General features: G+C 58.1%; 24 protein-coding genes and 1 riboswitch. Of the genes, 3 read left to right on the plus strand and 21 right to left on the minus strand.

What is annotated here, in order from left to right:
* Nucleotides 1–17 precede the first annotated feature (17 nt).
* The 3 genes from E5Q11_RS11650 to E5Q11_RS11660 form a co-directional block, all read right to left on the minus strand.
* Complete coding sequence (locus E5Q11_RS11650) at nt 18–1,463, minus strand: YfcC family protein (protein ID WP_135803605.1); 1,446 nt, start codon at nt 1,461–1,463, stop codon at nt 18–20.
* Nucleotides 1,464–1,601: 138 nt separating this feature from the next.
* Nucleotides 1,602–2,018, minus strand: a complete 417-nt coding sequence (locus E5Q11_RS11655) for a GFA family protein (protein ID WP_135803606.1) — start codon at nt 2,016–2,018, stop codon at nt 1,602–1,604.
* A gap of 91 nt (nt 2,019–2,109) precedes the next feature.
* Complete coding sequence (locus E5Q11_RS11660) at nt 2,110–2,727, minus strand: LysE family translocator (protein ID WP_168215652.1); 618 nt, start codon at nt 2,725–2,727, stop codon at nt 2,110–2,112.
* Nucleotides 2,728–2,934: 207 nt separating this feature from the next.
* Between E5Q11_RS11660 and E5Q11_RS11665 the strand changes: the two genes are divergently transcribed.
* Nucleotides 2,935–4,062: a zinc-binding dehydrogenase gene (locus E5Q11_RS11665; RefSeq protein ID WP_135803607.1), complete on the plus strand. Its 1,128-nt coding sequence runs from the start codon at nt 2,935–2,937 to the stop codon at nt 4,060–4,062.
* A 192-nt stretch (nt 4,063–4,254) separates the two neighbouring features.
* Entirely contained in the window at nt 4,255–5,298 is a 1,044-nt protein-coding gene (locus E5Q11_RS11670; RefSeq protein WP_135803608.1) for an IS110 family RNA-guided transposase, read from the plus strand.
* A 462-nt stretch (nt 5,299–5,760) separates the two neighbouring features.
* Here the strand turns inward: E5Q11_RS11670 and E5Q11_RS11675 are convergent, their stop codons facing one another.
* From E5Q11_RS11675 to E5Q11_RS11700, 7 genes are all read right to left on the minus strand, one after another.
* Entirely contained in the window at nt 5,761–6,267 is a 507-nt protein-coding gene (locus E5Q11_RS11675; RefSeq protein WP_135803609.1) for a DUF2199 domain-containing protein, read from the minus strand.
* A gap of 96 nt (nt 6,268–6,363) precedes the next feature.
* Nucleotides 6,364–6,714: a hypothetical protein gene (locus E5Q11_RS11680; protein WP_135803610.1), complete on the minus strand. Its 351-nt coding sequence runs from the start codon at nt 6,712–6,714 to the stop codon at nt 6,364–6,366.
* Between the two features lie 99 nt (nt 6,715–6,813).
* Complete coding sequence (locus E5Q11_RS11685; protein ID WP_135803611.1) at nt 6,814–7,179, minus strand: hypothetical protein; 366 nt, start codon at nt 7,177–7,179, stop codon at nt 6,814–6,816.
* Entirely contained in the window at nt 7,176–7,310 is a 135-nt protein-coding gene (locus tag E5Q11_RS18095; protein ID WP_263641514.1) for a hypothetical protein, read from the minus strand. Before E5Q11_RS18095 ends, E5Q11_RS11685 begins: the two co-directional genes overlap by 4 nt.
* Entirely contained in the window at nt 7,291–7,629 is a 339-nt protein-coding gene (locus tag E5Q11_RS11690) for a DUF2750 domain-containing protein (protein WP_135803612.1), read from the minus strand. The genes E5Q11_RS18095 and E5Q11_RS11690 overlap by 20 nt, the downstream gene beginning before the upstream one ends.
* A 250-nt stretch (nt 7,630–7,879) precedes the next feature.
* Nucleotides 7,880–10,066: an OsmC domain/YcaO domain-containing protein gene (locus tag E5Q11_RS11695; RefSeq protein WP_135803613.1), complete on the minus strand. Its 2,187-nt coding sequence runs from the start codon at nt 10,064–10,066 to the stop codon at nt 7,880–7,882.
* Nucleotides 10,067–10,178: 112 nt separating this feature from the next.
* Nucleotides 10,179–10,829 (minus strand): glutathione S-transferase family protein, encoded by a 651-nt coding sequence (locus E5Q11_RS11700; protein WP_135803614.1) that lies wholly within the window; start codon nt 10,827–10,829, stop codon nt 10,179–10,181.
* Nucleotides 10,830–10,943: 114 nt separating this feature from the next.
* Here E5Q11_RS11700 and E5Q11_RS11705 point away from each other — a divergent pair, with 114 nt between their 5' ends.
* Nucleotides 10,944–11,228, plus strand: coding sequence for a YebG family protein (locus E5Q11_RS11705; RefSeq protein ID WP_135803615.1), 285 nt, complete (start codon nt 10,944–10,946; stop codon nt 11,226–11,228).
* 13 nt (nt 11,229–11,241) lie between these two features.
* On the opposite strand, the gene bluB is transcribed toward E5Q11_RS11705, so the two are convergent.
* The 11 genes from bluB to cbiB all read right to left on the minus strand — a co-directional run bounded on the left by bluB (nt 11,242) and on the right by cbiB (nt 26,643).
* A complete protein-coding gene (gene bluB, locus E5Q11_RS11710; RefSeq protein WP_135803616.1) occupies nt 11,242–11,943 on the minus strand; it encodes a 5,6-dimethylbenzimidazole synthase in 702 nt (233 codons plus the stop codon).
* Nucleotides 11,940–13,439, minus strand: coding sequence for a cobyric acid synthase (locus E5Q11_RS11715; protein ID WP_135803617.1), 1,500 nt, complete (start codon nt 13,437–13,439; stop codon nt 11,940–11,942). The genes bluB and E5Q11_RS11715 overlap by 4 nt, the downstream gene beginning before the upstream one ends.
* On the minus strand, nt 13,439–14,050 hold the full coding sequence (gene cobO, locus E5Q11_RS11720; RefSeq protein WP_135803618.1) for a cob(I)yrinic acid a,c-diamide adenosyltransferase: 612 nt from the start codon (nt 14,048–14,050) through the stop codon (nt 13,439–13,441). The genes E5Q11_RS11715 and cobO overlap by 1 nt, the downstream gene beginning before the upstream one ends.
* Complete coding sequence (locus tag E5Q11_RS11725; RefSeq protein WP_135803619.1) at nt 14,043–15,371, minus strand: cobyrinate a,c-diamide synthase; 1,329 nt, start codon at nt 15,369–15,371, stop codon at nt 14,043–14,045. The genes cobO and E5Q11_RS11725 overlap by 8 nt, the downstream gene beginning before the upstream one ends.
* 165 nt (nt 15,372–15,536) lie before the next feature.
* Entirely contained in the window at nt 15,537–16,307 is a 771-nt protein-coding gene (locus E5Q11_RS11730; RefSeq protein ID WP_135803864.1) for an ABC transporter ATP-binding protein, read from the minus strand.
* Nucleotides 16,307–17,260, minus strand: coding sequence for a FecCD family ABC transporter permease (locus E5Q11_RS11735; RefSeq protein WP_404802777.1), 954 nt, complete (start codon nt 17,258–17,260; stop codon nt 16,307–16,309). Before E5Q11_RS11735 ends, E5Q11_RS11730 begins: the two co-directional genes overlap by 1 nt.
* Before the next feature lie 33 nt (nt 17,261–17,293).
* Nucleotides 17,294–18,160, minus strand: a complete 867-nt coding sequence (locus E5Q11_RS11740) for a cobalamin-binding protein (RefSeq protein ID WP_135803865.1) — start codon at nt 18,158–18,160, stop codon at nt 17,294–17,296.
* A 35-nt stretch (nt 18,161–18,195) separates the two neighbouring features.
* Nucleotides 18,196–22,401, minus strand: coding sequence for a cobaltochelatase subunit CobN (locus tag E5Q11_RS11745; protein WP_135803621.1), 4,206 nt, complete (start codon nt 22,399–22,401; stop codon nt 18,196–18,198).
* Nucleotides 22,402–22,419: 18 nt separating this feature from the next.
* Nucleotides 22,420–24,273: a TonB-dependent receptor domain-containing protein gene (locus E5Q11_RS11750; RefSeq protein ID WP_135803622.1), complete on the minus strand. Its 1,854-nt coding sequence runs from the start codon at nt 24,271–24,273 to the stop codon at nt 22,420–22,422.
* Nucleotides 24,274–24,446: 173 nt separating this feature from the next.
* Nucleotides 24,447–24,655, minus strand: a riboswitch (cobalamin riboswitch).
* 3 nt (nt 24,656–24,658) lie between these two features.
* Nucleotides 24,659–25,705: a threonine-phosphate decarboxylase CobD gene (cobD, locus tag E5Q11_RS11755; RefSeq protein ID WP_135803623.1), complete on the minus strand. Its 1,047-nt coding sequence runs from the start codon at nt 25,703–25,705 to the stop codon at nt 24,659–24,661.
* A complete protein-coding gene (gene cbiB / locus E5Q11_RS11760; RefSeq protein WP_225315018.1) occupies nt 25,705–26,643 on the minus strand; it encodes an adenosylcobinamide-phosphate synthase CbiB in 939 nt (312 codons plus the stop codon). The genes cobD and cbiB overlap by 1 nt, the downstream gene beginning before the upstream one ends.
* Between the last annotated feature and the right edge of the window lie 92 nt (nt 26,644–26,735).

Raw genomic sequence — 26,735 nt, forward strand, 5'->3', positions numbered from 1 at the left:
CGGGATTTTGGAGAGACCTAGAGAAAGGCGCCGACACTGATCACCACCGTGATGAACACGGTGAGAATCAGCAGCAGCGGCCAGATGAAGGCCAACCAGCGGTCGTAGGACACACGGCCGATCGCCAGGCCGCCAACCACGACGGCAAAGGTCGGATTAATCAGGTTCACCAGTCCATTAGCGGACTGATAGGCAGTGACCACCAGATCCCGACCCACGTTGGCAAAGTCGGCCAATGGCGCGAGAATGGGCATGGAAAGGACCGCCAGGCCGGAGGAAGACGGCACAAAGAAGCTCATGCCCACTTCGATCCAGAACATCAGGTTGATAAACGCCAGTTCCGGCAAGCCGCCCAGGGTGGTTTCAGCACTGTGCAGAATGGTGTCGGCAATCATGCCCTGCTCCATGATCACCACGATGCCGCGAGCCAGCCCCACGACCAGGGCGACACCGAGCAAATCCCGGGCACCGTCGACAAAGCTTCCGGTCAGCCTCTTCTCCCCCAGCCTCGCGATCAAGCCGATCACGATGGCCGCTCCGAAGAATAACGAACCCATCTGCGCCATCCACCAGCCCTGGGAGGACACGCCCCAGATCATCACGATGAACGTGAGCGCAAAGATCACCAGGGCGATTTTCTGGGTGCCCGTCAGCTCGAAATTATCCAGCTCGTCGTGGCCCTGAAGGAACAGTTTACGATGGGCATCTCTCTGGCTGGCAACCACCGAGCGGGACGGGTCCCCCTTGACCCGATGGGCATACCGCATAACGTAAGCCGCACAGATGATAAGACCACCAATGAGAAGCACGAATCGCAGCACGATTCCGTCAGTAAAGGGAATATCAGCGGCGTTGGACGCAATCACAGTGGCAAACGGATTGATGGTAGAACCCAGCACACCGATACCGGCACCCACCAGAATGATCGCCACCCCTGTCACTGCGTCATACCCCGCCGAGATCATCACGGGAATCAGGATGGCGTAGAACGCCAGGGTCTCTTCCGCCATGCCGTAGGTTGTGCCCCCGAGAGCGAACAGCGTCATCAATATCGGGATCATCCATATCTCGCGCCCTTCCAGCCGGTGCATGGCGCTGCGGATACCTGTATCGATGGCGCCCGTCGCGTTCATCACACCAAGGAAACCACCCAGGAACAGAACAAACAGAGCGACATCAATGGCGTTGGCCGCGTAGCTGTGCGGATCATAGAAGCCCTCCGTGGGCGCCAGCATCACATCTACGAAGCCCTGGGGGTTGGGATCAACTTCCTGATAGGTACCGGGCACGGCAACTTCCCGCCCCACCTCCTCATTCATGGCGCGCTCATATTGCCCAGCGGGGATTATCCAGGTCAGAGCAGCAACCAGAATAATGAGTAAAAACAGAATGGTATACGCGGTAGGGAATCGTGTGACCAGATCTTCTTCTGGATTCTTTGAGGGACTATTTACATCAGTCATTTGGCGCCTCCTGCGATAAATGGACACTGATGGATCAGCGCACTAAGTATAGCTTCAATACTTGTTTTAGCGAGATCTCAAACAAACAACCATGCAGCAATGCCGGATACCTCCCCTGTATCGTCCAAATCCATCATCTTATTTGCCGCTTTTAGGGGCATACGCGGCCTCGAATTGAGGCAGGTCGTCGTTGATGGGCCACCAATTGGCTTTTGATCCCGTGTAGGAATGAGCTACCGGCTTTGACGACAACGACTCATTGATCAGCCCTGCGCGAATTCGAAGCACACCCGGCAGAGCGTCTTTTCTGCTGTAGATCGGCGATCCGCAATTACGACAAAAAACTCTCTGCTTGCCAGGCGACGCCTCAAAGGATTTGAGTAACTCGGCGCCGCTATCCAACTGGAAAGCAGATTCTTTCACAGGGATATTTGTTGCGAACGGCGTGCCCTGGGCTTTGCGGCATTGAGAGCAATGACACACCTGAATGGGTTCCAGTTCGGCCTGGATCTGAAAGTGGACCCCGCCGCATAAACAATTGCCTGTATACACCATGCCTCCTTTTGCCTTGCGCGGAGCACTGCGGCGTCCCGACAGGGACGTCCGGAAGCCCTGGCCGTGAGATACTAAAGATCGCCGCCGATTTTTAAGCGTTTGCTATCAGATAGGATCCTGCTCCGACCATCAAACCACCAGCCGCAACTTTAACTGCATGTTCTGCCCGATGATTGATGACGAAGGACGCAACGACCCCTGCAAAATAGGCGTAGCCCAATTTGACACCACCAACTGCGACGATGGTTATCACCGCAATTATCGCTATATCCATTGCCCCGATAGTGGCCAGATCAACGAAAGCGGGAAACAAACTCGCATAGAAAAATATAGCCTTTAAATCACCGAGGGTGAGGAATAATCCAGAGAGGAAGCTCGCTGATAGTTTCGACGCTGACCGACCAGAATCCTCTAACTGCAATGACGCTTTCGATCTGATGAGGCTTATACCAAACCAGATGAGATACGCGCCTGCTAGATATCTCAGGATCAAGAAAAAGCTGCCCGCAACTTCTGCCAGCGCAGCCATTCCTAAAACAGCCAGAAACACGAAAACAAGATCACCGGCGACAATACCCGCCGCAACAGCACTACCGTTTAAGAACCCCGCAGAGGAGGAGCGAGCAACGACTAACGCGACACTCGTGCTTGGAACTAGCGCTAAAGCGGCCATTGCTCCAAAAAGAGCTAATATTTCAAGCAGACTCATAGTGATCCCTGTGTTTAACGCTGAGGCAACCGGCGCCGGAGCGCCAGCAAACGATTCGGACTCGCTTCTGGTCGGCAGCCAGCTCATTGTCAGTGTTATTAGGTTAGATGAACATTAATGCCCGGTGAAATGCTAACCTGACCCCAGTTTTCCGCTGCGATCAGGTAGTCCAGCGATGCGGCCCACCTAACTTTTTCAGGAGAAAAAATGTCGGACACCAACATCGAACTTACTTCCACCATTAGCGAAGACAACAAACTGGAAGTTGCCCTGCGCGAGATCGAGATCCCGCAGCCGGGCGACAACCAAGTGGTCATCCGCATCGAAGCCGCTCCCATCAACCCGTCTGACCTGGGCGTGATGTTCAGCGCGGCCGATATGACGACGGCCAGCCAGTCCGGTAGCGCCGATCGCCCGGTCATCAGTGCCGATGTCCCGGCCAAGTTCATGGGTGCCGTTAAAAAGCGGGTTGGCAAGCCCATTCCCGTCGGCAACGAAGGCGCCGGTACAGTCGTCGCTGCTGGCTCATCAGCCGCTGCACAAAGCCTGATGGGCAAAACCGTCGCGGTCATTGGCGGTGGTAGCTACCGCAAATATCTCTGCGCCAATGTTCAAAACTGTCTGGAACTGGAGCCGGGCACGACTGCCGCCGAAGGCGCTTCAAGCTTTGTGAATCCGCTGACGGCATTGGCCATGGTAGAAACCATGCGAGCTGAAGGCCACAAGGCTATCGTTCACGCGGCCGCCGCCTCTAACCTCGGACAAATGCTCAACCGCATCTGCATCGCCGACGGGATCGACCTGGTCAATATCGTCCGCAAGCCGGAACAGGAAACATTGCTGCGCGATATGGGCGCCAAATACGTGGTCAACTCCAGTAGCGACAGCTTTATGGCCGACCTGACCGAAGCCCTTATCGAAACCGGCGCTACCATCGCCTTCGACCCTATCGGTGGCGGCAGATTGGCCAGTGATATTCTCACCAGCATGGAAGCCGCGGTCTCTCGCAACATGACGGAATACAGCGTGTATGGATCTGACATCTACAAGCAGGTGTATATCTATGGCGCCCTTGATCGTGGCCCGATCACGCTGAACCGCACGTTTGGTTTTGCCTGGGGTGTGAACGGCTTTCTACTGTTCAATGTATTGGGAAAGCTGGGCAAGGAAACCAACATCGCCATGCGCAAACGCATAGCCGCCGAGATCAAGACCACCTTCGCCAGCCACTACACGCACGAAGTATCCCTGGCCGGTGCCCTACAACTGGATGCGATCTCGGTTTACGGCAAACAGGCGACCGGGGAGAAGTTCCTGATCAAACCACAGAGCTAAGGTTCAGGGTCTAGCTGCAAGGCCATTCCAGGGCACTGGAGTCAGATGTGCTCTTCTCGCCCTGGAGTGGTTAAAAAGCAGCACGCTTTTGGCGTCGGGTTGACTGCCCTGATACTGATTGAGCCTTCTCCCCAGCCCAGCGGTTGCCCGCTAAGCTGGAAGGCGACCAAGCACTACAAGGGAGAAGACTCAATGAACTTTTACCATAGCACCCACCGTCATTATTGTGGAATCGACCTGCACGCCCGCAGCCTGTATGTCTGCATCATCGACCAGCAAGGGGAGGTATTGCTGCACAAGGAAATCAAAGCCCGTCCGGAACCCTTGCTCGCCCTGCTCGAACCTTTTCGCGATGACCTTGTCGTTGGCGTCGAGTGCATGCACTGCTGGTACTGGATCTCGGATCTGTGTGAAGAACACGGCATCGACTTCATCCTCGGCCATGCCCTATACATGAAAGCCATCCATGGGGGTAAAACCAAGAACGACCGTATTGACTCGTTCAAGATCGCCATGCTCATGAAGGGCGGTAACTTCCCTCTGGCCTATACCTATCCCAAGGAGATGCGGGCCACTCGCGACCTGCTGCGCCGACGCACCCGGATCGTCCAGCACGGGGCCATGCTCAAGGCCCATGTCGTGAACACCACCAGCCAATACAACCTGCCTCCGAATAAGCTCAACCTTAAGAATATCGGTGCCCGGGAACAGGTCCATGCGGTCTTTGCCGACCGGGACGTCCAACACAACATCGATCTGGACCTGGCCATCATCGATTGCTATCACCGGGAGCTGAGTAAGCTTGAAGAACACCTGGAGCGGCAAGCCAAACAACATGACCCCACTTCCCTGAGTGTACTGCGGACCATTCCCGGAGTTGGTCGCATCCTGGCCCTGACGATTCTCTACGAGGTGGGTGATATCCAGCGCTTCGAGACCGTCCAGAAATTTGCCTCCTACGCCCGGCTCATCAAGTGCAAGGCCGAATCCGCCGGCAAAGTGTATGGCACCCAGGGCAATAAAATCGGCAACGCCCATCTCAAGTGGGCGTTCTCGGAAGCAGCAGTGCTGTATTTGCGGGGCAATGACAAAGCCCAGCGATATCTACAGAAACTCCAGAAACGCATGAACAAGGCCAAAGCCTTATCCGCGCTAGCCCACAAGCTGGGCCGTGCCGCCTACTTCATGCTTAAGCATCAGAGGGTGTTCGATGAACAACGATTCCTGAAGGGTTAGTCACGCCACGGGGTGAGCATGACGTCTAACTGGATCAAACAGGATGATGACCGAAAGCCGGGTGTCCGCTGACTGGTACCCGATACCGAACCGGCCTTCTATCACTAATGTTGAAGCCAGACGCTTTGATTAGCCACCCCGTGGGCGTGCCTTAATGCCATGAGCCAGTGCGCTTACACCGGTCCTGAGCCTGCCCCTAACTGGAGCTCAGCAACCAGATCCTTGAATAGCGCCAGTGACCGGTTAACCGATGAATGTCTGGTGCCCCTGACCCACCGATGGAACAACCGGTCAGGCAGTGGCCTAAAGCCACGTCAGAGAGCCCCTATATGTGTTTGCTGTAAGTGCCTGACAGCCAAACGAGACTGACGAAGCAGGCGTTCTCGCTCATGGGTTTAGGTTGGCCGCTGGCGCGGCCAAAAAATGACTATTGCCTATTGAATCCGAGAAGGCTCATATGTGTTATGCGATTTTCTTGCCATGCACCCTGTTCGCATATATTTCCGAAACCCTCTTAACGGAAATGCCCTGTTGCTGCTCAAGGGCCAAAGGATGATCGGTAGGCTCAAGTTCAATGTATGGCCGAACTCCATCATCCCTGATATGTACTTTGGTTCTGAGGTTCAGAGTTTCAGGATAGATATTTATTGAAGCAGAGAACCAACCGAAATACGGACCAAATTTCGACCGTTCTTTCACTTCCAGTAAGTCCTGAAATTCAAAAAAGTTGTCCTCACTTAGTGACACCCACACTCCCCAGATGAATGGATCGTCGTGGCCTATTACGGGTATTTCCAAGCAACCTCTGACGAAAAACCATTTATCGTCAATTACACAGAGATCGCTGGTTAAAAATACACGCTCTGGTCTCTCCGCCTCAGGGACGTCCAGGTAGTGGATGGGATAATCCCAACCGAAAGTGGGAATGCCCTCGACGATTTCGTCACAACAGGCACACTGAAATTTCATCCGACACTCCCTGCATAACGCTGAGGTAACCGGCGCCGGAGCGCCAGCGGAGGGAACCAAAAGCGCCACGCTTTTGGCGTCCGGTTGACCGCCTGGTTATGGCCTCGCATGCTTGGTCACCCTATGAATTACAAATTTTCCGCAAACCAAGCAAATGACGAGAATTAGTAATATTTGGATAGCGAAGTTCGCGCCGAAATACCACCAGTACTCGCCAGATACCTCTTTCTTAGCTGCGACCAAGCGGTCCACAAATTCCGGAGAGCGCATCAACGCATTGGCTTCTTCTCGGGAAAGATCTGATATTGACCTGCCATCCAATGCCAATTCAGCAGTCTCTTTGTTTACGTGCTCTACCAGCACCTCGCCAAAAACTCCGCCTATTGCGCTCACACACACTGCTAAAATTAGGCTAGCAAAAATGGATAGATAAACCTTCTTCTTCACTCGACTTCCTTGTAGCCATAACGCTGAGGTAACCGGCGCCGGAGCGCCAGCGGAGGGAACCAAAAGCGGTACGCTTTTGGCGTCCGGTTGACCGACTGGTTATGGCTGCTCATTACGCCTCACGATTCCGATGACCAACTTGCCACAACCGAGAGCCAACAAAAGCATCAATAGAATCTGGACGACGCTAATGGCTATAAAATACCACTGGTATTTGTCTTGGGCTTCTTGTTTGGCTGACGAGAACTTTTTCAGGAAGTCATCATTTTTCATGAGATTCGAAAGCTGCTCTTTCGACATGAATTCCCAGGTTTCAAGATCCCAAGGCTCTGGACCAAGCACGCTCACGCGAATCTCTTTCTCCATCATTTCCTGAAGTGCGCTTCGGCCTGTTTCCAATACAGATTCAACCAAGTTCACGAGCAGGAAAAAGACGAAAATTGTTAAACAAACTTTGAGCTTCACTCGACTTCCTTGTGGCCATAACGCCAGCGCACAACGGCGCCCTTGTAATGGAGGCGCAGCCGCAATGAAAAGGGCGTCCGGCGGCCACCGGCCGCGAATTGATGCGCCTTGTTACGTTTTGAGTCTGGCACGGAGTTCCTCAGTTGTGTAGGTGAGAGACTCTTGGCCGTAGCGGGGCGAAGCCAAGAAATCGACAATTTGTAGGCTCGACGAACCCAACCAGGCAGCACCCAGGAAATTGCTCATCGGTACGAACACCGGGGACAGTCCTCTTTGGTTCAAATTCTCAGCGAACACTTCTGCTTTTTCTGCTGACGACCAAACAGGAAGATCCCTGCCACCCTCCGCTGGTAACGCATAAAGTGATTGGCCTGCCATTAGCACCCAAACACCATCTTGCTCCTGAACAGAGGCGATAAATTCGCGATCACCGATGATTTCTAAATTCATTCAAATACTCAAAGCATTGTCGACGACGAAACGTAACCAGCAATTAAACCGAAGTCTCCGATATTGCAAAAACGTGACTTCGTCGTTATTACACCAAATTACAGAATTTAGCCCTGTTATTTTCATTGAAAATCCAACAACTTACGAATTTTAATGATTCAATTCACGTAATATCGCGACTTCTACATTTTGCTCATTCAATCGCACTGTATACCCAGGCACCCACTCTGGGCGAGCGGGTCTGACCTGTCTAGACGGATGCCTTTGCTGCCCGGGCCGCATGCAACTTCTTATAGCTTTCAATCAGCCGCTGGTGCTTTTCCAGCCCTTCCAGTTGCCTATTGGTGGGCGTCAGGCCGTGGAAACGCACGCTGCCCTGCACCAGGCCGACCACGTCATCCATGGTCTGGTCGCCGTACATGCGCTTGAGGTTGGCCAGGTAGTCGTCCAGTTCCAGATCGTCGTCCAGGGTGATTTCCAGCACGGCGTTCACGGCGCGGTAGAACAGGTTGCGTTCCACGGTGTTGTCGTTGAACTGCAGGAACATGTCCACGAATTCCGAGGCTTCTTCATGCCACTGCAGGGCCAGGCAGATCAGCAGTTTCAGTTCCAGAATGGTGAGCTGGCCCCAAACGGTGTTCTCGTCAAACTCGATGCCGGTCAGGCTGATGATGGTCATGTAGTTGTCGAGCTGGCTGGCTTCCAGGCGTTCGGCCAGGTCCGCCAGCTGGTCGTCGCTCAGCGAATGCAGGTTGAGGATGTCCTCGCGGTAGTCCAGGGCCATGTTGGTGTTATCCCACACCAGATCTTCCACGGGATAAACCTCGGAATAGCCGGGCACCAGGATGCGGCAGACCGGAGCGCCCAGATCTTCGTGGACCGCTACGTAGACCTCTTTGCCCATCGCTTCCAGAATACCGAACAGCCTCCCCGCTTCCTCTTCGTTGGTGCCTGAGAAGTCCCATTCCACGAATGCCAGGTCGGACTTCGCGCTGAAGAAACGCCACGAGACAATGCCGGTGGAATCAATGAAGTGCTCCACGAAATTGTTGGGCTCGGTGACCGCCTGGGTGTTGAAGGTGGGCGGCGGCACGTCGTTCAGGTTTTCAAAGCTGCGGCCCTGCAGCAATTCGGTCAGGCTGCGTTCCAGCGCCACTTCAAAGCTGGGGTGCGCCCCGAAAGACGCGAACACGCCGCCGTTGCGCGGGTTCATCAGGGTGACGCACATCACCGGAAACTGCCCACCCAGTGAGGCGTCTTTTACCAGAATCGGGAAACCCTGGGCTTCCAGTGCGTTGATGCCCTCAAGAATATGCGGGTATTTTTCCAGCACGCTCTGAGGCACGTCCGGCAGGGCCAGTTCTTCCTCGATGATCTGTTTTTTCACCGCCCGCTCGAAGATTTCCGACAGGCACTGAACCTGGGCTTCGGCCAGGGTGTTGCCCGCGCTCATGCCGTTGCTGAGGAAGAGGTTCTCAATCAGGTTCGAGGGGAAATACACCACCTCGCCATCGGACCGGCGCACGAAGGGCAAAGACACAATGCCCCGGTCCGTCCGGCCGGAGTTTGTATCGATCAGGTGGCTGCCGTGCACTTCGCCGTCCGGGTTGTAAAGGGCCAGGCAGTAGTCGTCCAGAATGCCTGCCGGCAGTTCGTCGTCAGGGCCGGGCTGGAACCACTTCTCATCGGGATAATGCACGAAATCGCTGTTGGCGATCTCCTCGCCGAAGAACTGGTCGTTGTAGAAGAAGTTGCAGCTCAGGCGCTCAATAAACTCGCCCAGCGCAGAACAGAGGGCACTTTCCTTGGTGGCACCCTTGCCGTTGGTAAAACACATGGGCGAGGCCGCATCGCGGATGTGCAGGGACCACACATGGGGCACGATGTTGCGCCAGGAGGCAATCTCGATCTTCATGCCCAGATCCGCCAGGATTGCCGTCATATTGGCAATGGTCTGCTCCAGGGGCAGATCCTTGCCTTCGATGTAGGTGCGGCTGTCATCTTCAGGTTTGACCATCAACAGGGCCTGGGCATCCTCGGCAAGGTTTTCTACCTGCTCAATTTCGAAGGTCGGGCCGGTCTGAACCACTTTCTTGACCGTGCAGCGGTCGATGGAGCGCAGGATTCCCTGGCGGTCTTTTTCCGAGATGTCTTCCGGAAGCTCGACCTGGATTTTGAAGATCTGGTTGTAACGGTTTTCCGGGTCCACGATGTTGTTCTGGGACAGCCGGATGTTCTCGGTAGGAATGTCCCGGGCCTTGCAGTACACCCGCACAAAGTAGGCCGCGCACAGTGCCGAGGACGCCAGGAAATAGTCGAACGGACTGGGCGCCGACCCATCCCCCTTGTAGCGGATGGGCTGGTCCGTGACTACGGTGAAATCGTCAAACTTGGCTTCAAGTCTGAGGTTGTCGAGAAAATTGACGTTGATTTCCATGAACAAGCTACCCGGATTGGAGAATGTGGCGCGGCGCCGTTTTCAGTGACCGCCATTATCCAGTTTTTGGGTGCGCTCGTCTTGGCCCGTCTTGGCAAGTGCGGGGGATCCCTCAGGCTCCTGCTTCGTCTGCCTGGACAATCTCAGTCTCTTCGCTTCCAGCCCGAATCCAATCCTGCATGGGCGCGGAGTTCAGAACCTGCTGCTGATATTCACGAGCCCTATCCGACAGCGATACCCCGTAGGTGGCAAACCGGGAGGTGACCGGGGCGAACATACAGTCGGCAATCGAGAAGTCGCCGAACAACCAGGGCCCGCCCGCCGAATATTTGGCCCTGCAGTCCGACCAGAGGCGATCCACCCGAGCGATTTCATTTTCCAGCTCCGGCGTCATTGGCACCCTCCGGCCAGTAGCGCGGCAGTTCATCGGCATCTGACCACGGATCGCGAACAGTCCAGAATGCATTTCGGCACTGACGGCTCTGGCTTCGGCACGGGCTGCAAGGTCTTGCGGCCACCCCCGGCCATCAAGATACTTTTCGGAAACATACTCACAAATCGCCAGGGAATCCCAAACAGTCAGATCACCGTCTTTTAAAACGGGTACTTTGCCTGCTTCGGACGCCTCAAGAATCCGGGCCTTGGTGTCTGGCTCGTCCAGCGGGATCCGCTCTTCGTCGAAGGCCAGCTTATGGGTCGCCAGCAGCAGCCAGGGACGCAGCGACCAGGAAGAGTAGTTTTTGTTGCCGATGATCAGTTTCATTTCACAGGTTCCTTGTGACTGTATTTATGTACAGTATTAATGGTAGGCTTTGGCCTGACCAGTGAGTCCCGTCCACTATACATCCAGACGGGAAGTTAATAGGAGAACAGGTTCATGGCTGTAAAGGCACTTTATTTTTCAGAAAGGGACGGGCAGGACATGGCATTGAAAAACCCGGAAAAAATGCTGTTTGCGAACAAGGCGGATGCAGACGCCCGGGACAAAATGCTGGAGCTGTCGGAAGAAATTCTGATGTTCCTCAAATCGAAGGTTGATGGCCTTTCTGAGGAACACGCGGAACAGTGTGCACTGGCCATTGCCGAAGAACGGGATCTGTTCCTGCGGGCCCTGAAGAAACCCTCGCTGCTGAATCAGGAAGCCGAAGCTGAATCCGAATAACCGAATCGACTGGTTACTTTTTTAGCGCTTCGCTCAGGGCAATATTGTCTACCGGCTGCCCCCAGGTGTTTCCATGCACAAGCTCGGTCAGGGGTAGGCGGGAACGCCAACCTTTGGCCTGAAGCTCCGGCTGGGGCAGAAATTCGCTGACATAGCCAAGGCACAGGTAAGCCAGTGGATACACCTGTTCCGGCAGGTTCAGGGTTGCCGCCAGTTTGTCCTGATCCAGGATGCTGACCCAGCCAACGCCAATGCCCTCGGCACGGGCCGCCAGCCAGAGATTCTGAACCGCCAGGCAGGTGCTGAACAGGTCGGTTTCCACAATGGAATGACGGCCCAGCACATGAGTGCCGCCCCGGCTTCTATCGCAGGTGATGCAGAGGTTGATCGGGCTTTCAAGAATGCCCTGGAGTTTCAGGCTGCGGTAGGTCTGCTGTCGGTCACCCTGATAATTGCCCGCGGCTTTTTCGTTTTCCTGCTCGAAGATCTGCAGCACCTGCTCCCGCACCGCCACACTGTCGATGGCGATGAAATCCCAGGGCTGCATAAAGCCCACGGAAGGCGCGTGATGGGCCGCTTCGATCAGGCGTGCCAGAACGTCCTCCGGAATCGGGTCCGGCAGAAACTGTGAGCGCACATCCCGCCGCTCGAAGATTGCCCGGTAGAGCCCCGATTTTTCGTCCTCTGAAAACGGACGATTGACGTTGTCTTTCATGATTTGTCTCCGGGAAGTCCGAGCATTTGCCTCAGCCAGTCAGTGTCCAGATGTTTTTCGATCTGATCCGCCAGGCGATCGAGCTGGGTTTCTCGGTGCGCACGGTAGTCCACGGCATGGCTCTGTTCCATCGCCTCACCCCCGCCAGCCCAGGCAAGAATGGCATCACAGACCGCCGGTTCATCAAAGATTCCGTGAACGTAAGTACCCATGACCTGCCCGTCATCACTGACCGCGCCATCCGGGCGCCGATCGCCGTCCACGTCCAGCGTTGCCATAGACCGATCTAGCGCCGGGCCTTCGCTAACACCGTTATGCATTTCATAGCCGGACAGCGAAACGTCTTTTACAACCCCGAGACCACCGGTCAGACAACCAGTGACGTTCCTGAGTTGCTTGCCAGCAACCATTCGGGTCGTCATGTCCAGCAGGCCCAGGCCAGTAGTAGAACCCACAGCGCCTTCCAGGCCATCAGGGTCTTCCACGGCCTGCCCCAGCATCTGGAAGCCACCGCAAATACCGAACAGCTTGCCGCCATAACGCAGGTGACGATCAATAGCTTTGGGCCAACCCTGATTTCTGAGCCATTCCAGATCACTTCGGGTACTTTTGCTGCCGGGGAGGATAATCAGATCGGCCGGGGGAATGGCCTGATCTGGCGCGATGAACTGCAGATCGACACCGGGATGCAACCGCAAGGGGTCGAAATCGTTGTGGTTACTGATGCGCGGCAGCAGGGGAACAATGACTTTAAGCGCATTTGCCTGGCTTTCACCGCTGGTACCAACGCTGTCCTCGGCGTCGATAATCAGGCCGTGCAGGTAGGGCAGAACACCGACGACCGGTTTGCCGGTTCGCTCGGTCAACCAGTCCAGTCCCGGGTCCAGCAGGGCTTTGTCGCCCCGGAAGCGGTTGATGACAAAGCCGCAGGTCCGTGCGCGCTCGGTTTCTGAAACCAGTTCAACGGTACCAATCAGCTGGGCGAAGACCCCGCCCCGGTCAATGTCGCCTACCAATAACACCGGACAGTCCGCCGCTTCAGCAAATCCCATATTGGCGATATCGTTGGCCCGAAGATTGATCTCCGCCGGGCTACCAGCGCCCTCAGCAATAATCACATCGTAACGCTCGCTGAGTGACCGCCAGGCCTCCATCACCGAGACCATGGCTTCGGCTTTGTAAGCATGATAGTCCAGCGCATCCATATTACCAAACACCTGCCCACGCAGAATCACCTGCGCGCGCCGATCACTCTGGGGCTTGAGCAGTACCGGGTTCATGTCGCTGTGGGGTTCCAACCCACAGGCTAGCGCCTGCAGCGCGGTAGAACGCCCGATTTCACCGCCATCCACCGTCACCGCGCTATTAAGCGCCATATTCTGGGGCTTGAAGGGCGCCACCGAGACACCCTGTCGGGAGAGCCACCGACACAGGGCGGCCACCACTGTGGTCTTACCCGCGTCGGATGTGGTGCCCTGAACCATCAGAGTGGTCATTACAGCTCGACACCTTTCTGGGCCTTTATGCCCTGGTCCTTGAAGGCGTGTTTGACCACACCCATTTCCGTCACCGTGTCGGCGAGATCGATCAGTTCCTGGCGAGCCGAGCGGCCGGTGACCACCACATGCTGCATCTCTGGTCGACCCTGAAGGTCGTCCAGCACCCGGTCCAGGTCGATGTAATCGTACTTGAGGGCGATATTGAGCTCATCCAGCAGAACCAGATCGTAGCTGTCGTCTTTCAGCATGGCGGCAGCCACGTCCCAGGCGGCGTTAGCGGCTTCCACATCCTGCTCCCGGTTCTTGGTCTCCCAGGTGTAACCCTGACCCATCACGTGGTAGTCCACGTTGGGCAGATCCCGGAAAAAGGCTTCCTCACCGGTGCTGAACGCGCCCTTGATGAACTGGACGATCCCGACCTTCATGCCATGGCCGAGGGCCCGGGCCACCATGCCGAAGCCGGAACTGCTCTTGCCCTTGCCGGGGCCGGTCAGCACCAGCAGCACGCCCTGCTCTTTCTGGGCGCGGGCAATGCGCTGTTGCATGATTTTCTGTTTGGCGTCCATGCGGCGGGCATGGCGTTCGGGGTCTTTGGCGCGTTCACGCATGGTCAGGCTCCTTGTCTGTAAGCGGGCGGAAAGATTGCCCGCGGAAAATCCCAGCCACCAGCGCCGGGGCTGATGGGAAATAACCGTGAAAATAGCTGGCCACCAGGCCCTTGTGGCAATACACCGGCTCGGCCTCGGTACCCGCGATCTTGCGGGTTCGGGCCAGAGGCTGCCAGTCGGTTTCCAGAGTGGAATGGTGATAGGTGTGGCCCCGCAGTTGCCCCTGCTCGGTATTCAGCCCCTGTAGACCCAATGCCTGAAGCCGACCGGCCATGCTGGCCCGCCCGGGCATCAGCCCCAGCAGTTTGTGGATCTGGCCGTCTTTATCCATCAGTTCATCGACGCAAGTCATCAGCCCACCACACTCTGCCAGCATGGGTTGGCCGGCGTTGTAGTGGTTGCGGATGGCCTCCAGCATCGGCTGATTCTTGGCCAGGGTGGCACCGTGCAGCTCCGGATAGCCGCCCGGCAGCCAGAGGGCGTCAGCTTCAGGCAGAGTTGAATCCGCTAGCGGTGAAAAGAACGTAAGTTCCGCTCCCATCGCCTGCAGCAGGTCCAGGTTAGCCCGATAAATAAAGCTGAATGCTGCATCCCGAGCGATGGCAATTCGGACGCCGGGCAACAATTCTGGCGGCGGTACCGGGTTCTCAGCATCAAGCGTGACCGGAAGCGGCAGGCCATCCATCCCCGCTTCGACAAGAACTTCAGCCGCAGCATCCAGACGTTGATCCAGATCCCCCAGTTCACCGGCCTGAACCAGCCCGAGATGCCGGTCGGGAATGTTCATCGCTTCGTTGCGAGGAATTGCGCCCAGCAGCTCGATGCCTTCAGGCAGACTTTCCCGCAGCATATCCCCGTGGCGAGAACTGCCGATGCGATTGGCAATCACTTGCTTGACCGGCATGCCAGGATTGAAACTCGCCAAACCCAGAGCCACGGCACCAAACGTCTGGGCCATTCCCCGAGCATCAATCACCGGCAACGCCGGGATGCCCATCAACTTTGCTAAATCAGCACTGGAAGGATCGCCATCAAACAACCCCATGGACCCTTCCACCAGAATCAGATCCGCATCCTCCGCTGCTTCGGCCAGCCGCCACCGACATTCATCCTCTCCGGTCATCCAGGGGTGCAGCTGGTACACAGGCTGACCAGAGGCGACTTCCAATACCATCGGATCCAGATAATCCGGGCCGTGCTTGAACACCCGCACCTTACGCCCGGCGTTCCGGTGCAGCCTTGCCAGAGCGGCCGTCACCATAGACTTTCCCTGGCCGGAGCCAGGGGCAGTAATCATTGCAGCTGGAACTGTTGCTTTCATAACGTTGGTACTTCCATAGTTTGCCTAACTCAGAGTTCGGGCGACCGGGGGTGAGTACAGGCTTCCGGGACCGTCAAAAACATGGATGTTTTTGTCGAGCGTACAGGGACGTATTTACAGCGTGTCCCGGAAGCCTGTACTTGCCACCGGTCGCTGCACCCAAGCTCAACGTTTAACAGGCACGAAAAGCGGCGCACCATCTACCTCCACTGTCAGCAGTTCCTGGTTATAAAGACGTTCTAATGCGGCGGGCACCAGCATTCGTTCAGCAGGCCCCCAGCAAGCATCGCCGTTGGGGAAAAGCAACAAAAGGTGGTCACACCAACGGGCCGCCAGGTTGAGATCGTGCAGGCACATGAAAACGGAGCGACCACTCCGAGCCTGTTCCGTCAGTAGCTGCAAAACGGCCACCTGATGGTGAAGGTCCAGATGATTGGTCGGTTCATCCAATAGCCAGGTATCGGGGGCCTGAGTCAGCACAGTGGCGATGGCTACCCGCTGACGTTCTCCACCAGAAAGCGTGTTCACAAGTCGGTCACTCAAATGAGCGACATCTAACTTTTCGAGTGCGTGGCGGGCGATGCGTTCGTCCTCCCCCGTTTCCATCTGCCACGGCGAAAGCCAGGGGTGGCGGCCAATCAGGGCTGTTTCCAGAACCGTTGCGGGAAAACCATCCTGCCTGTCCTGGAAGACCAGCCCAAGTTGCTGGGATATCTGGCGCCGTTTCAACTCGGATAGAGAGTGTTCACCAAGCTGAACGGTACCTTTGCGGGGTGCCCTCAATCCGGCGAGTATATGCAGCAACGTGGTCTTACCCGCACCATTTGGCCCCAGCACACCCCAGACCTGCCCGGGTTCGACCGTGAAATCCAGCGGCTGGCCGTCGGCCCGGTCGGGTATGTCGATCACCAGTTGTTTTGCCCGTAACGGATTCATCATCGGCTCCGGTACAGCAGGTAAAGAAACGTGGGCACACCGAGCAGGGCGGTGATAACACCCACCGGCAGTTGTTCCGGCGCAATCACGACCCGCGCCAGGGTATCCGCCAGCACCAGCAGGGTGCCTCCGGCCAGGGCGCAGGCGGGCAAGATCAGGCGCTGGTCGTTACCCAGCACCAGGCGCAGCATATGAGGTACCACCAGGCCGACAAAACCAATGCTGCCTGCCATGGTCACCGCCGTGGCCGTTAACAGGCTGGCGAGAATATAGATGGTCCATTCCAGCGGCCGTACCGAAACCCCCAGAGCCGCCGCCTGCATAGGGCCACGGGCCAGCACGTTAAGACTGCGACCCAGCGGCACGACCAACAGGCATACCAGCAGAAGCAGCCCCAGCGCTGGCCAGGGTGAACGGGCGTAGGACACATCCCCCATCAGCCAGTAGAGCATGCCGGGCAGGCGCTGGGCCGGGCTGATGGCCAGCATCAGGGTTATCACTGCGCCCCAGCCGGCAGCCACCACAACGCCGGTTAACAGAAGACGTGAAGGGGTCCAGCTGCCGGTGCCGTGGGCGAGGCCAAACACCATCAAAGTGGCTAACAGGGCACCGGCAAAGGCCGAGCCGGACACGATAAAACCGCCCAGCCCCGCCATCATTGCCAACAGGGCACCGACGGCCGCGCCACCCGACAGGCCCAGCACGTAGGGATCCGCCAGCGGGTTACGTAGCAATACCTGCATCAATGCCCCGGCCACTGCCAGCAATCCACCGGTGGCAAAGGCGGCCAGTGTTCGGGGCAGGCGCAGCTCCAGTACCAGGGTCTGCTGCAGATTGCTGCCGTCACCCATGAGCACGGCGACAACGTCACCGGGGCTGACACTGACACTGCCAATACCGACGGATAGCACCATGGCAATGAGGCTGGCCAGTGCCAGTATTGCCAGCGGCATGATCAGTGGCCTGCTCACCCGAAATGACTCCTGCTATCGTTTTGCACGGGCATCATCCAGCTTCTGGCAAAACAGACGTGACCCTTGCAGCAATCTCGGCGTGGGGCGCTGAACAAGGGACGGCGGAATGAAATAGAGGTTGTCACGGGCCGTCGCCGCAATTCCGGGAAACGCTTCCCACCGGGTCAGCCAGTGCCGGTTTTCCTCGCCCATGCCCCCGGCCAGAATAGCCTCGGGATTGGCACCGATGACCGATTCCGCGCTGATCCGCGGCACCAGGCGATCGAGATCACCAAACACGTTGGCGCCTCCACAGAGGGTGATGACCTTGCCGATCAGGTGTTCGTCATTAACCGTCATCAGAGGCTCATCCCAGACCTGATAGAACACCGGCACCGGCTCGGCCGTTTCGTACTGTTGCGCCAGTTCGGCAATGCCCTGTCTGAAACGCTCAGCCTCTGCGAAGCCTTCGCCTTCAGTGCCAGCAAGCGTCGACAGCCGCTCGATGGTATCGGATACGCCTTCAAAGGTTCGGGGTTCGATGGAGAATACCGGTACACCCAGATCCCTGATCGCCTCCAGTTGTTCCGGCGGGTTGCCGGTAACCCAGCCGATCACCAGATCCGGAGCCAGTTCCACCAACCGTTCCAGATCCATGCGGGTATGACTGCCAACAGAGGGGACGTCCAGGGCCGCTTCCGGGTAATCACTGTAGGACACTACCGCAACCACTTTTTCACCGGCACCGGCCGCCCAGACAAGTTCCGTGGCGCCAGGCGAGAGCGCCGCAACGCGGCTGGCCGGTTGTTCCAGGCAGATTTCCGAGCCGGTGTCGTCGGTGGCACAGACCTGATCGGCCAGGGCCGATGTCTGCCAGAGGGCGAAGGCGGCTCCAATCATTGCCAGCCCATTGAAAGACCGTTGCCAGAAGAAAGTCAGCATGAGCTCATCCGGTTATCCTGTTGCTGGCAGTCATCGTTGGCGGCAGGCGCCGCACCGTATGACGGTGAGCCGCCCTTGCGAGCCGATTCGAAGGCTTCCCGCTGCCCGGGCTCCAGTTGATCTGCGACCCAGTCCATCAATGGATGATCCGGGCGGGTATGTCCACTGCCGGGCAGACCATGGTCGATGATACTAGCAGCGAAGTCACGGGCCAGGGACCGACGGGTAAACACGTCCGTCTGCCAGAACCCTCGCTTGGCCGCCAGCAGGGCAATGGCCTGCATGTGGGTCTTGACGTGCACGTTGTGTCCTTCTGCCAGGAAGTCATCCAGCCCCAGGTTGTGGCGGTCCTGAAAATACACATCGTTGATCTCATCCCACATGCTGGAACGCAGCACCTGCGGGCTGGTGATCTGCCAGCCCCAGAGGTTATCCAGGAAATCGCTGCCCATGGTACGTGCCCCGGCGTAACCATGCTCCATCAGCGGCTTGAGCCATTGTGGGTTGAGGTTACGGGCCCGCAGTTCCACCTGCAGTGCACGCTGAAGGGAGTCGATTCTTGGTTCCCTCGGGTCGGCATATTGCAGAACCCGGTTCTTTGGAGGTTCTCCGCGCAGGTGTTCCACAGCGTTGGACAGACCGCCCTGAAAGTCGAACCCATCGTCGTTATCCAGCAAACCATAAAGGTGGCTGGCCCTGCCCAGGTAGGTATGGTTCACCGACTCCAACTGGCGGTCAAACGCATTGTGGGCCGGCTCGCCCTGTGCGCCCTTACCATAGACGTGGCCCATGCGACGGCGGTAGGCATACCCCAACTGGGCCCGGTCTTCCCAGGCACCGGAGCGGGTGGCCAGACGGTTAACGCCAGCACCGTAGGCCCCGGGAGCCGTTCCGAAAACCCGATGAGCAGCTTCGGCGCCTGCATCCCTCGCAGAGGCGCCCGCAGCCAACAGCTCACGGGTATCGGCAACCCAGCGTGCCGCTACTTCGTTGGTTGTGAGAGATTCATCGCCCGGTTCCCGCATCTCGACTGGCAGCACCAACAGGGCCTGTTCCAGCGCCGCGGCCAGTTCAGGATGCTCCGTTTTAATGGTTTCGGCTGCCCCGGCCAGGGCATAACGTGAGGCCAGGTCCAGCCATTCCAGCTGGCTTTCATACAGATCACGGAACAGTCCGGACGTCGTAAACACCACATTGCGGCGCACCGGAGTATCCGTCTCCGGCCCTGCCGGTAGCCGCTCCAGGCCCTTCACAATCCCCCGGCTGTTCCATACCGGGCGAATGCCCAGCAGGTTCATGCCGAAGGCAATCATTACGCCTTCATCCCTGACCGTGTCCGAAGCCCAGAGCACCAGCGCATCACTCTCGCCCTGCTTTCTTCCCTTATCGGCCCTGGCCTCATCCGCCAGCTCTGATGCCAGGGACCAGGCCACCCGAGTGGGAATAAGGTCGTCGGACAGGGCGTGGAAATTGCGGCCAGTGGGCAGGACGGCTGGGGTGCGCAAGGGGTCGTTGCCCTGGCCCGGCGCCACAAAACGGCCATCAAGCGCTGCCAGAAAACTCTGTTTTTCGGCGGCCGGAGAGGCTTCCAGATTCCTGCGCCATTCCGGCTCGGGTTTGCCAGCTTTACCGGCCATGGATTCGAGCATGGTATCCACCATGTCCCCGTCCCAGTCGCGCCCAAACACGTGCAGGCCAAGTGGCATGAAATGTTCCTGCATATCAGTGACGTAGTGGCCCGCCTCGTGAACCAAAAGATCCGGAGACAGTTCGTCCAGAGAAACCTCATCCTCCGACAGACCCATTTCACCGGCAATTTCCCGCTCCAGATCCTCGCCGATATCCAGCACCTGAATCTTTTCCCGCAGCATCGTCAGGGCCCTTTCCCGGGTGGGGCTGTCGGGCTCGTTGGCGGATTCCCAGGTTTCTACCAGCTGCCGCAATTCCAGCAGTTCATCGTAGAGCTCGGTCGCCGCTAACGGCGGTGTCAGGTGACTGATCATTACCCCCAGGGCTCGGCGCTTGGCCTGGATGCCTTCACCCACGCCGTCAACGATGTAGGGATAGATCAGCGGCAGATCGCCGCCCAGCAGGTCGGGGTAATCGTCCCCGGTCAGCCCGGCACGACGACGGGGCAGAAATTCCCGCGTGGAATGGCGGCCCACGTAGACCAGAGCATCGGCTTTATAGTGATCCCGCAGCCAGTGGTAGAAACCTACATACTGATGGGTCGGCGGGAAGGTGGTGTTGGCGTGCAGCAGCTCCTCATCCACTTCCCAGCCCCGGGGCGGTTGTGGGCCGATGTAGATGTTGCCAAAACGCAGGCCGGGGAAAATCAGCCGGTTATCCACCACCATCGACTGGCCCGGTGCCTCACCCCAGCCTTTCAGGCCCGGAATGCCGGTGTCGGCAAGACGATCCCGACTGGATTTCAATGCGTCCTGCTGGCCACCTTCGTTGAGTCGACGCTGCCAGAGTGCTTCGTACTCATCGAGCCGGGTCAGGGCCTGCTCGCGGTTGGGATGCTGGACATGTTCGATCAGATGGCGCAGGTCACGGATTCCCCGGTTCAGTAGCCCGGTCGCCAGTTCTTTCTCGCCCAACGCGTGGGCCTGTTCCAGCCGTTCGTGCAGATAGCCCAGGGGGCCGTGGGACATTTCCTCTTGCACTACTGCTGGCAGGGTTTCCAGGTAGCGCTGGTAGGTATCGGCGGTCATGGAATCGGCCTTTCCAGCCATTTCCTGCAGTCCGCGTGGATCGTCCGGCAGGTTAACACCCTGGTTCTGGATCAGGTCGTTGAGAGCTTCGGGGCTGTCTGGAAGGGGACCGGTATCGTAGCCTTCGTTCCTGAGCCAGGTCAGCATTTCATAGAGGGACGCCGGCACATCCAGATTATCCGCACCGATGTTCTGGCGGCCCGGCGGGTGGTTGTAATAGATAATTGCCACGCGCTTTTCAGCATCGGCCTTGGTTTGCAGGGTCTGCCAGCGTTTGAGGCGGTTGGCAATGGCGTTCACCCGCTCATTCACCGGTTGCGTCAGGGTCAGGGCCACGCCAGTGCGCTCGTCAATCACTTCCGGTTCGGCGGCGGCAAGCACCATGGGTTGGCTGACGCCCTGCAGCTCCGGCATCGCCAGTTTATAATGCACCTTGTCTGCGGGGATGCCGTCCACTGACAGCTTCCATTGACTGGCCGTGCGGGAAGCCAGTCTCAGCCCTTTGATAACCGGCACATCCAGCCGGGTCAGCGCTTCAGTCACCTGACGCCGGCCCTCGCCACCGCCAACAGTGAAATCCTGCAGGCTGACAATGCCGGAAAGGGTCGCGGGGCTGACGGTATCACCCAGAGATCGCACCGCTTCCAGGCTGGCACCACCCCATCGGGACAGCACGGCAAAGCATTGTATGCCCCGGTCTTCCAGGGCGGCGCAGGTGGCATCCAGCAGAGCTCGATCACCCGGTCGGTCGCCGCTGTCCAGATCCAGCAGGGTGACCACCGGACCGGATTTCAGGCCCAGATCCACCGGATCTTCGATGGCTTCACCATGACGGTAATAGCGAATCAGCGCCCGGGCAGGCAGCTCTGGCACAGTCAGATCGTGGCCCGCCTGCACCAGCAGCCAGCGCAGCAAGCCATCCAGATGCTGAGGGGTGCGGCCCTGATAAAGGGCGCGCCCTTCCAGCCAGGGAACCTGTTGCGGGAACTGGTCACGCAACCCTGCCCGGTGAGCTTCCACGTCTGCTCCCGGGTCTGGCGCTTTCATCAGATCGTTCAGGTCAGTGGCTTCCAGCCCATCCAGGACAGCCCGGTTTTCCAGACGTGACAGGCGAGTCAGAGCGCGATCACCGTTCACTGCCAGCACCGGAAAGTCACGCTCACTCATCTCAGCTCTTATCACCGCTTCAAGACGCCCCACCTGATCACCGAATACCGCCGCCATCAAAACCGCATCGGCTTTGCTGAGCAGCGATTCCAGTGCAGCGTTATCCATAGTCGCAAGCTGCTCAGGCGTTCTCAGGATGACAGTTTGCCCGGGGTGGAAATCCAGAAATTGATGTGCACCGGCGGCCATTTCTGCGGCAGAACGGTCTGAAACAACACCCACAACCGTCGCCGCATTCAGTGACAGCGACAACAGCCATCCGGAAAACACCATCAACGCGAATACACTCGCTGGAGCCCTGTCAGATTTTGCCATGCTGAGTCTCCAGAGCGATCACGGTCCGTGAAAGTCGCGACGAATTGAGAAGAAACCGGTTGTGCCAGCCGTCAGGTACTCTTCGCCATCAAACCGAAGCGCTGTGGAGTAGCGTTTGTCGGTCACATTCTGCAGTGACAGGCGCGCATTCCAGTCTTCCGCGAAATTCCAGCCCGCCCGCAGGTCCAGGGTGCCGAAGCCGGGCAGCCGCTCTTCGTTATCTTCGTCGTTATACCGGTAACCGCTGGCAGCAAAAGTAGCTCCCACGGACCAGTCGCCAAGTGCCCGATCCACATCCAGCCGCAGGGACTGGTGGGAGCGACGGCGCAGGCGGTTGTCTGTTTCCTCATCGCGCGGGTCCACAAGCGTCAAACGCAAGCCAAGATCCCACTGATCCTTGCTGAATCCGGTAGCCAGTTCAAAACCCTGGATTTCAGCTTCGCTGACGTTGACTGGGCGGGTATCACCGCCGGTGGTCTGCAGCTCGATCAGATCATCCACGTTGGTCTGGTAGATCGCCGCATCCCAGTACCAGGCCGTGTAACGGCCGCCGAACCCCAGCTCTACCGCGCTTGATGTTTCGGGCTCAAGATTGGGATTACCCGCGTAGGTGCCGCCGAAACTGAAGGTTTCCAGGGGGTAGTACAGATCGTTAAAGGTCGGCGCTCGGAAAGCCGTGCCATAGCTCAGGCGCAGTCGATGGGACCGGTCAAAAGAGTGGCCCAGGGCAATGCCGCCGGTTTCCTGTTTGCCATAGGCTTCGTTGTCGTCGCCCCGCAGCGACAGGTTTAGATCAGTGGGGCCAAAGTTCAGCCGCAGCTGCCCGAACAGTGCCGCGTTGGTGCGGCTGGTTTCGACAAATTCAATGGAACCGTCGACCTCGTCTACCCTCAGCTCGCCGCCCATGACGAATTCATGAACGCCGAGTGTGACCGTATTCAGCCAGCGGGCATCACGGCTTTTGGTGTCGAATACCGAATCGCCGGAATCACGGAAGTTTTCCTGTTCGTCTGCGGATTCCGACAATTGAATGCTTGTAAGCCAGTAATCACTGACCGGCGTTTCAAGGTTCAGACCAAGGGTCCGCACCATGAAATCGGTATTTCCACCATCGAACTGGCTATTTCCCTCCGATTGCACCATTACCAGGGATGCCTCGCCGCCGCGGGAAAACTCATGGGTCAGGCGGCCGACACCGGCCGAATTACGGAATCCCTTGTCTTCGCCGTCTTCAAAAATCGAAGTGCCGTCGGATTCCTTGTGCAGACCGCTGAGGCTGAGCCGCGTTGAGTCGCCACTGACTGAAACGCCGCCGCTCACTTCCTGCGTATCAAAGTTTCCGGCACCGGCCTCGATCCAGCCTGATCGTCCGCCATCAGCGGGGTTCAGCGTGAACGCCTGGATAACGCTGCCAACCGCATCCGACCCGTAAAGCGCGCTGCGGGGCCCGCGCACAATTTCCACGCGCTCAGCAAGTTTGAGAGGAAAATACTGCCAGGGTGCGCCGCCACTGGTGGCTGAACGCAGGCGAACACCATCAACCAGAAATACCGTGGAGTCGTTGGAGGTGCCGCGGGCAAACACTGAGGTGTTCTTGCCAAAGGACCCGTTGGACACAATGTCGATGCCGGGCTGCCCCCGAAGCAGGTCCTTGAATTCCTGGGACTCCTGACGGCGAATTTCTTCATCGCGGACCACCGTCACCGATGACAGGCTTTCGCCGGCGGTTTCCGGGCCCAGGTTGGCGGTAACGACGATAGGTTCGAGATTGGTGGCCTGGCTCTTGTCATCAGCCAGGGCAGTTGGCAGGTTCAGTGCCGGTAACAATACGGCTGTCCACAGCAGGCCCAAACGGGTTCTGGGATATTTCATAATCAGTACTCACTGTCAGACCACACGCACCCGTGTGGTCGGTTCTGGTTCGCTGCGGTAAAAACAGGACAGGTGAGCATGTGATCCATGACGGATCAGAACATCGTAGAACGAAGGCGGGCACGGGAGGACTACAAGCAGGCCGATTCACCCACCTTCGCAGCCCTCCGCAGCGTCTGGTGTGTTAACAGGCCGGTCTCCGGGCTTATGAGCGGGTTGTTGCAACAACCCTGAGCGATCGCCTTCCCATGCCGTGGCACAGTGGCGCGTTCGATCGCTTTTGACTCATTTACCGTTGCGGGGGCAGCGCCGGACTCTAACCGGCTTCCCGTTTCACTTTCGCGCAGCGTTGCGCGTCAGCACCTGAAAACGAGGGCCAAGGCTATCAACCGGTCACTGACCGGTCAATGTGTTTTGTCAGGTCCGCGAGGGCCTGCTCAAGTTTCTGCCAATCAGATTCACTGCCCGGCAATCCGAACCTTAACGCCGGCGGCTGATCGAAAACCCGCACCAGAATACCCCGCGACGCCAATCCGTCTGCCAGGGCATGAACCTGTTCAAGGGAAAGCTGAGGCAGATAACGAAACAGCAGGGTTCCCGTGCTGTCTGGAAGGCCCGCGTGCAAAAGCAGATGGTGAAGGCGCTGGCTATCCCGGGCCAGCCTTTGCCGGGCTTCCGTCTGCCAGCGCTGATCCGCCAGCGCCTTAGCCATCAGGTAGCGGGCAGGGCCATTCAGATGCCAGGCGCCCAGGGCGTCATCCAGCAGACCGGCCATCGGCGCAGAGGTAATCACGGCACCCGCTCTTAACCCGGCCAACCCAAAGAATTTACCCAGTGAGCGCATGACGATCAGGCCTGTCTGGCCGGCAAAACGGGCCATGCTCTGGCCATCGGAGCCTTCAATGAAGGCCTCATCCACGATCAGCCAACCGCCACGGCGGCTCAGGTTCCGGTGCCACGTGAGCAGTCGCTCTACCGGAATCAGGTCGCCCGTCGGGTTGTTGGGATTGATGCAAACCAGAACATCCAGCTCATCGAGCCAGCCTTCGTCATCGTCCAGCATCTGCTCCGGCGGAATTCCCAGAACCCGATGCCCCAGGCGCTTCCACCAGTGGCCATGCTCCTGATATCCGGGCACAGGTACACCAACGCAGCCCGGCGCACGCAGGCCAGGCAATGCCATAATGGCCGACTGGCTTCCGGACACCGGCACACAGGCCGCGTCTTCAGGAGCGCCAACCCAGGCTCCCAGCAAATTGGCAAGCCCGTCGTCCGGATCAGGTAACCGTTGCCATACCGAAACCGGCACCTCTGGCACCGGCCAGCCCAGCGGATTGATGCCGGTTGAAAGATCCAGCCACTGGTCGAAAGGAATGTCCCAGCGCTTGGCCGCGTTGTTCAGGCGACCTCCATGGTGCGGCCTGGCCACCATCAGCGGAGACCTACCAGCGCCAGTAGCGCGCCAAAGACAAACAGCACCGACAGCCATAGCCAGACACCCTGCTTTACCAGCCGAATCGCCGCGTTGATTGTATCGGCACCCGGTGCCAGGCCTTCGCCCAGGATCGGGCGGTCATGAATACCGGAAGCGTAGGGTGCGGGACCGCCAAGTGTAACGCCCAGAGCTCCAGCGCCAGCGGCCATGACCGGCCCGGCGTTGGGGCTGTCCCACCCCGGAGCCTGATCACGCCAGCAGCGCAGTGACGTGGATGTGCGACCCAGGATGGCGTAGGTCAATGCGGTAAGACGGGCTGGTAGCCAGTTAAGAACATCATCCAGCCTCGCCGCGAATCGCCCGAAATAAAGATAACGCGCGGAGCGATAACCCCACATGGCGTCCAGGGTGTTCACCAGCCGATGCAGAAGCACCCCCGGCAGCCCGGCGATCAGGAACCAGAACAGGCTGGCAAATACTGCATCGGCGCCGTTTTCCAGCATGGATTCAGTCGCCGCGGCCGACACCCCGGGCTCATCCAGCTCCTGGGCTTTGCGGCTGACTATCCGGCCTACCTGCTCACGGGCGCTCATCAGATCTCCTGCCTTGAGTGCATCGGACACCGCCACACCATGCTCAGCCAGGCCCCGCACCGACAGGGCCAGATACAGAATCAGAACCTCAGCGATCAGCAACAGCCAGCCCGGCAAAATAGCGCTGAGCACGACAGCCGCAATGATCAACGGCATTACCAGAAGCGCAACGCCCAGGACGCCCCGGATCAGACTCTGCCCATAGTCGGCAGGCACTTTATTGAGCCAGCGCTCGGCAGCCGCCACCGCATGACCGAAGCCCACAAGTGGATGCCACCGGCGGGGTTCACCCAGCCAGTGATCAATCAGCACCGCCATCGCGCACACTGTCGCCGAAATCATCAGAGCATTCATGGGGCGACAGTCTACCGCTCCGGCGCCCGCTTGACACACATTCCCGGCCAGTGGACCATCGCGATTCCATAACCCGACCC

The sequence above is a fragment of the Marinobacter confluentis genome (genome assembly GCF_004785685.1).
GTDB lineage: Bacteria > Pseudomonadota > Gammaproteobacteria > Pseudomonadales > Oleiphilaceae > Marinobacter > Marinobacter confluentis.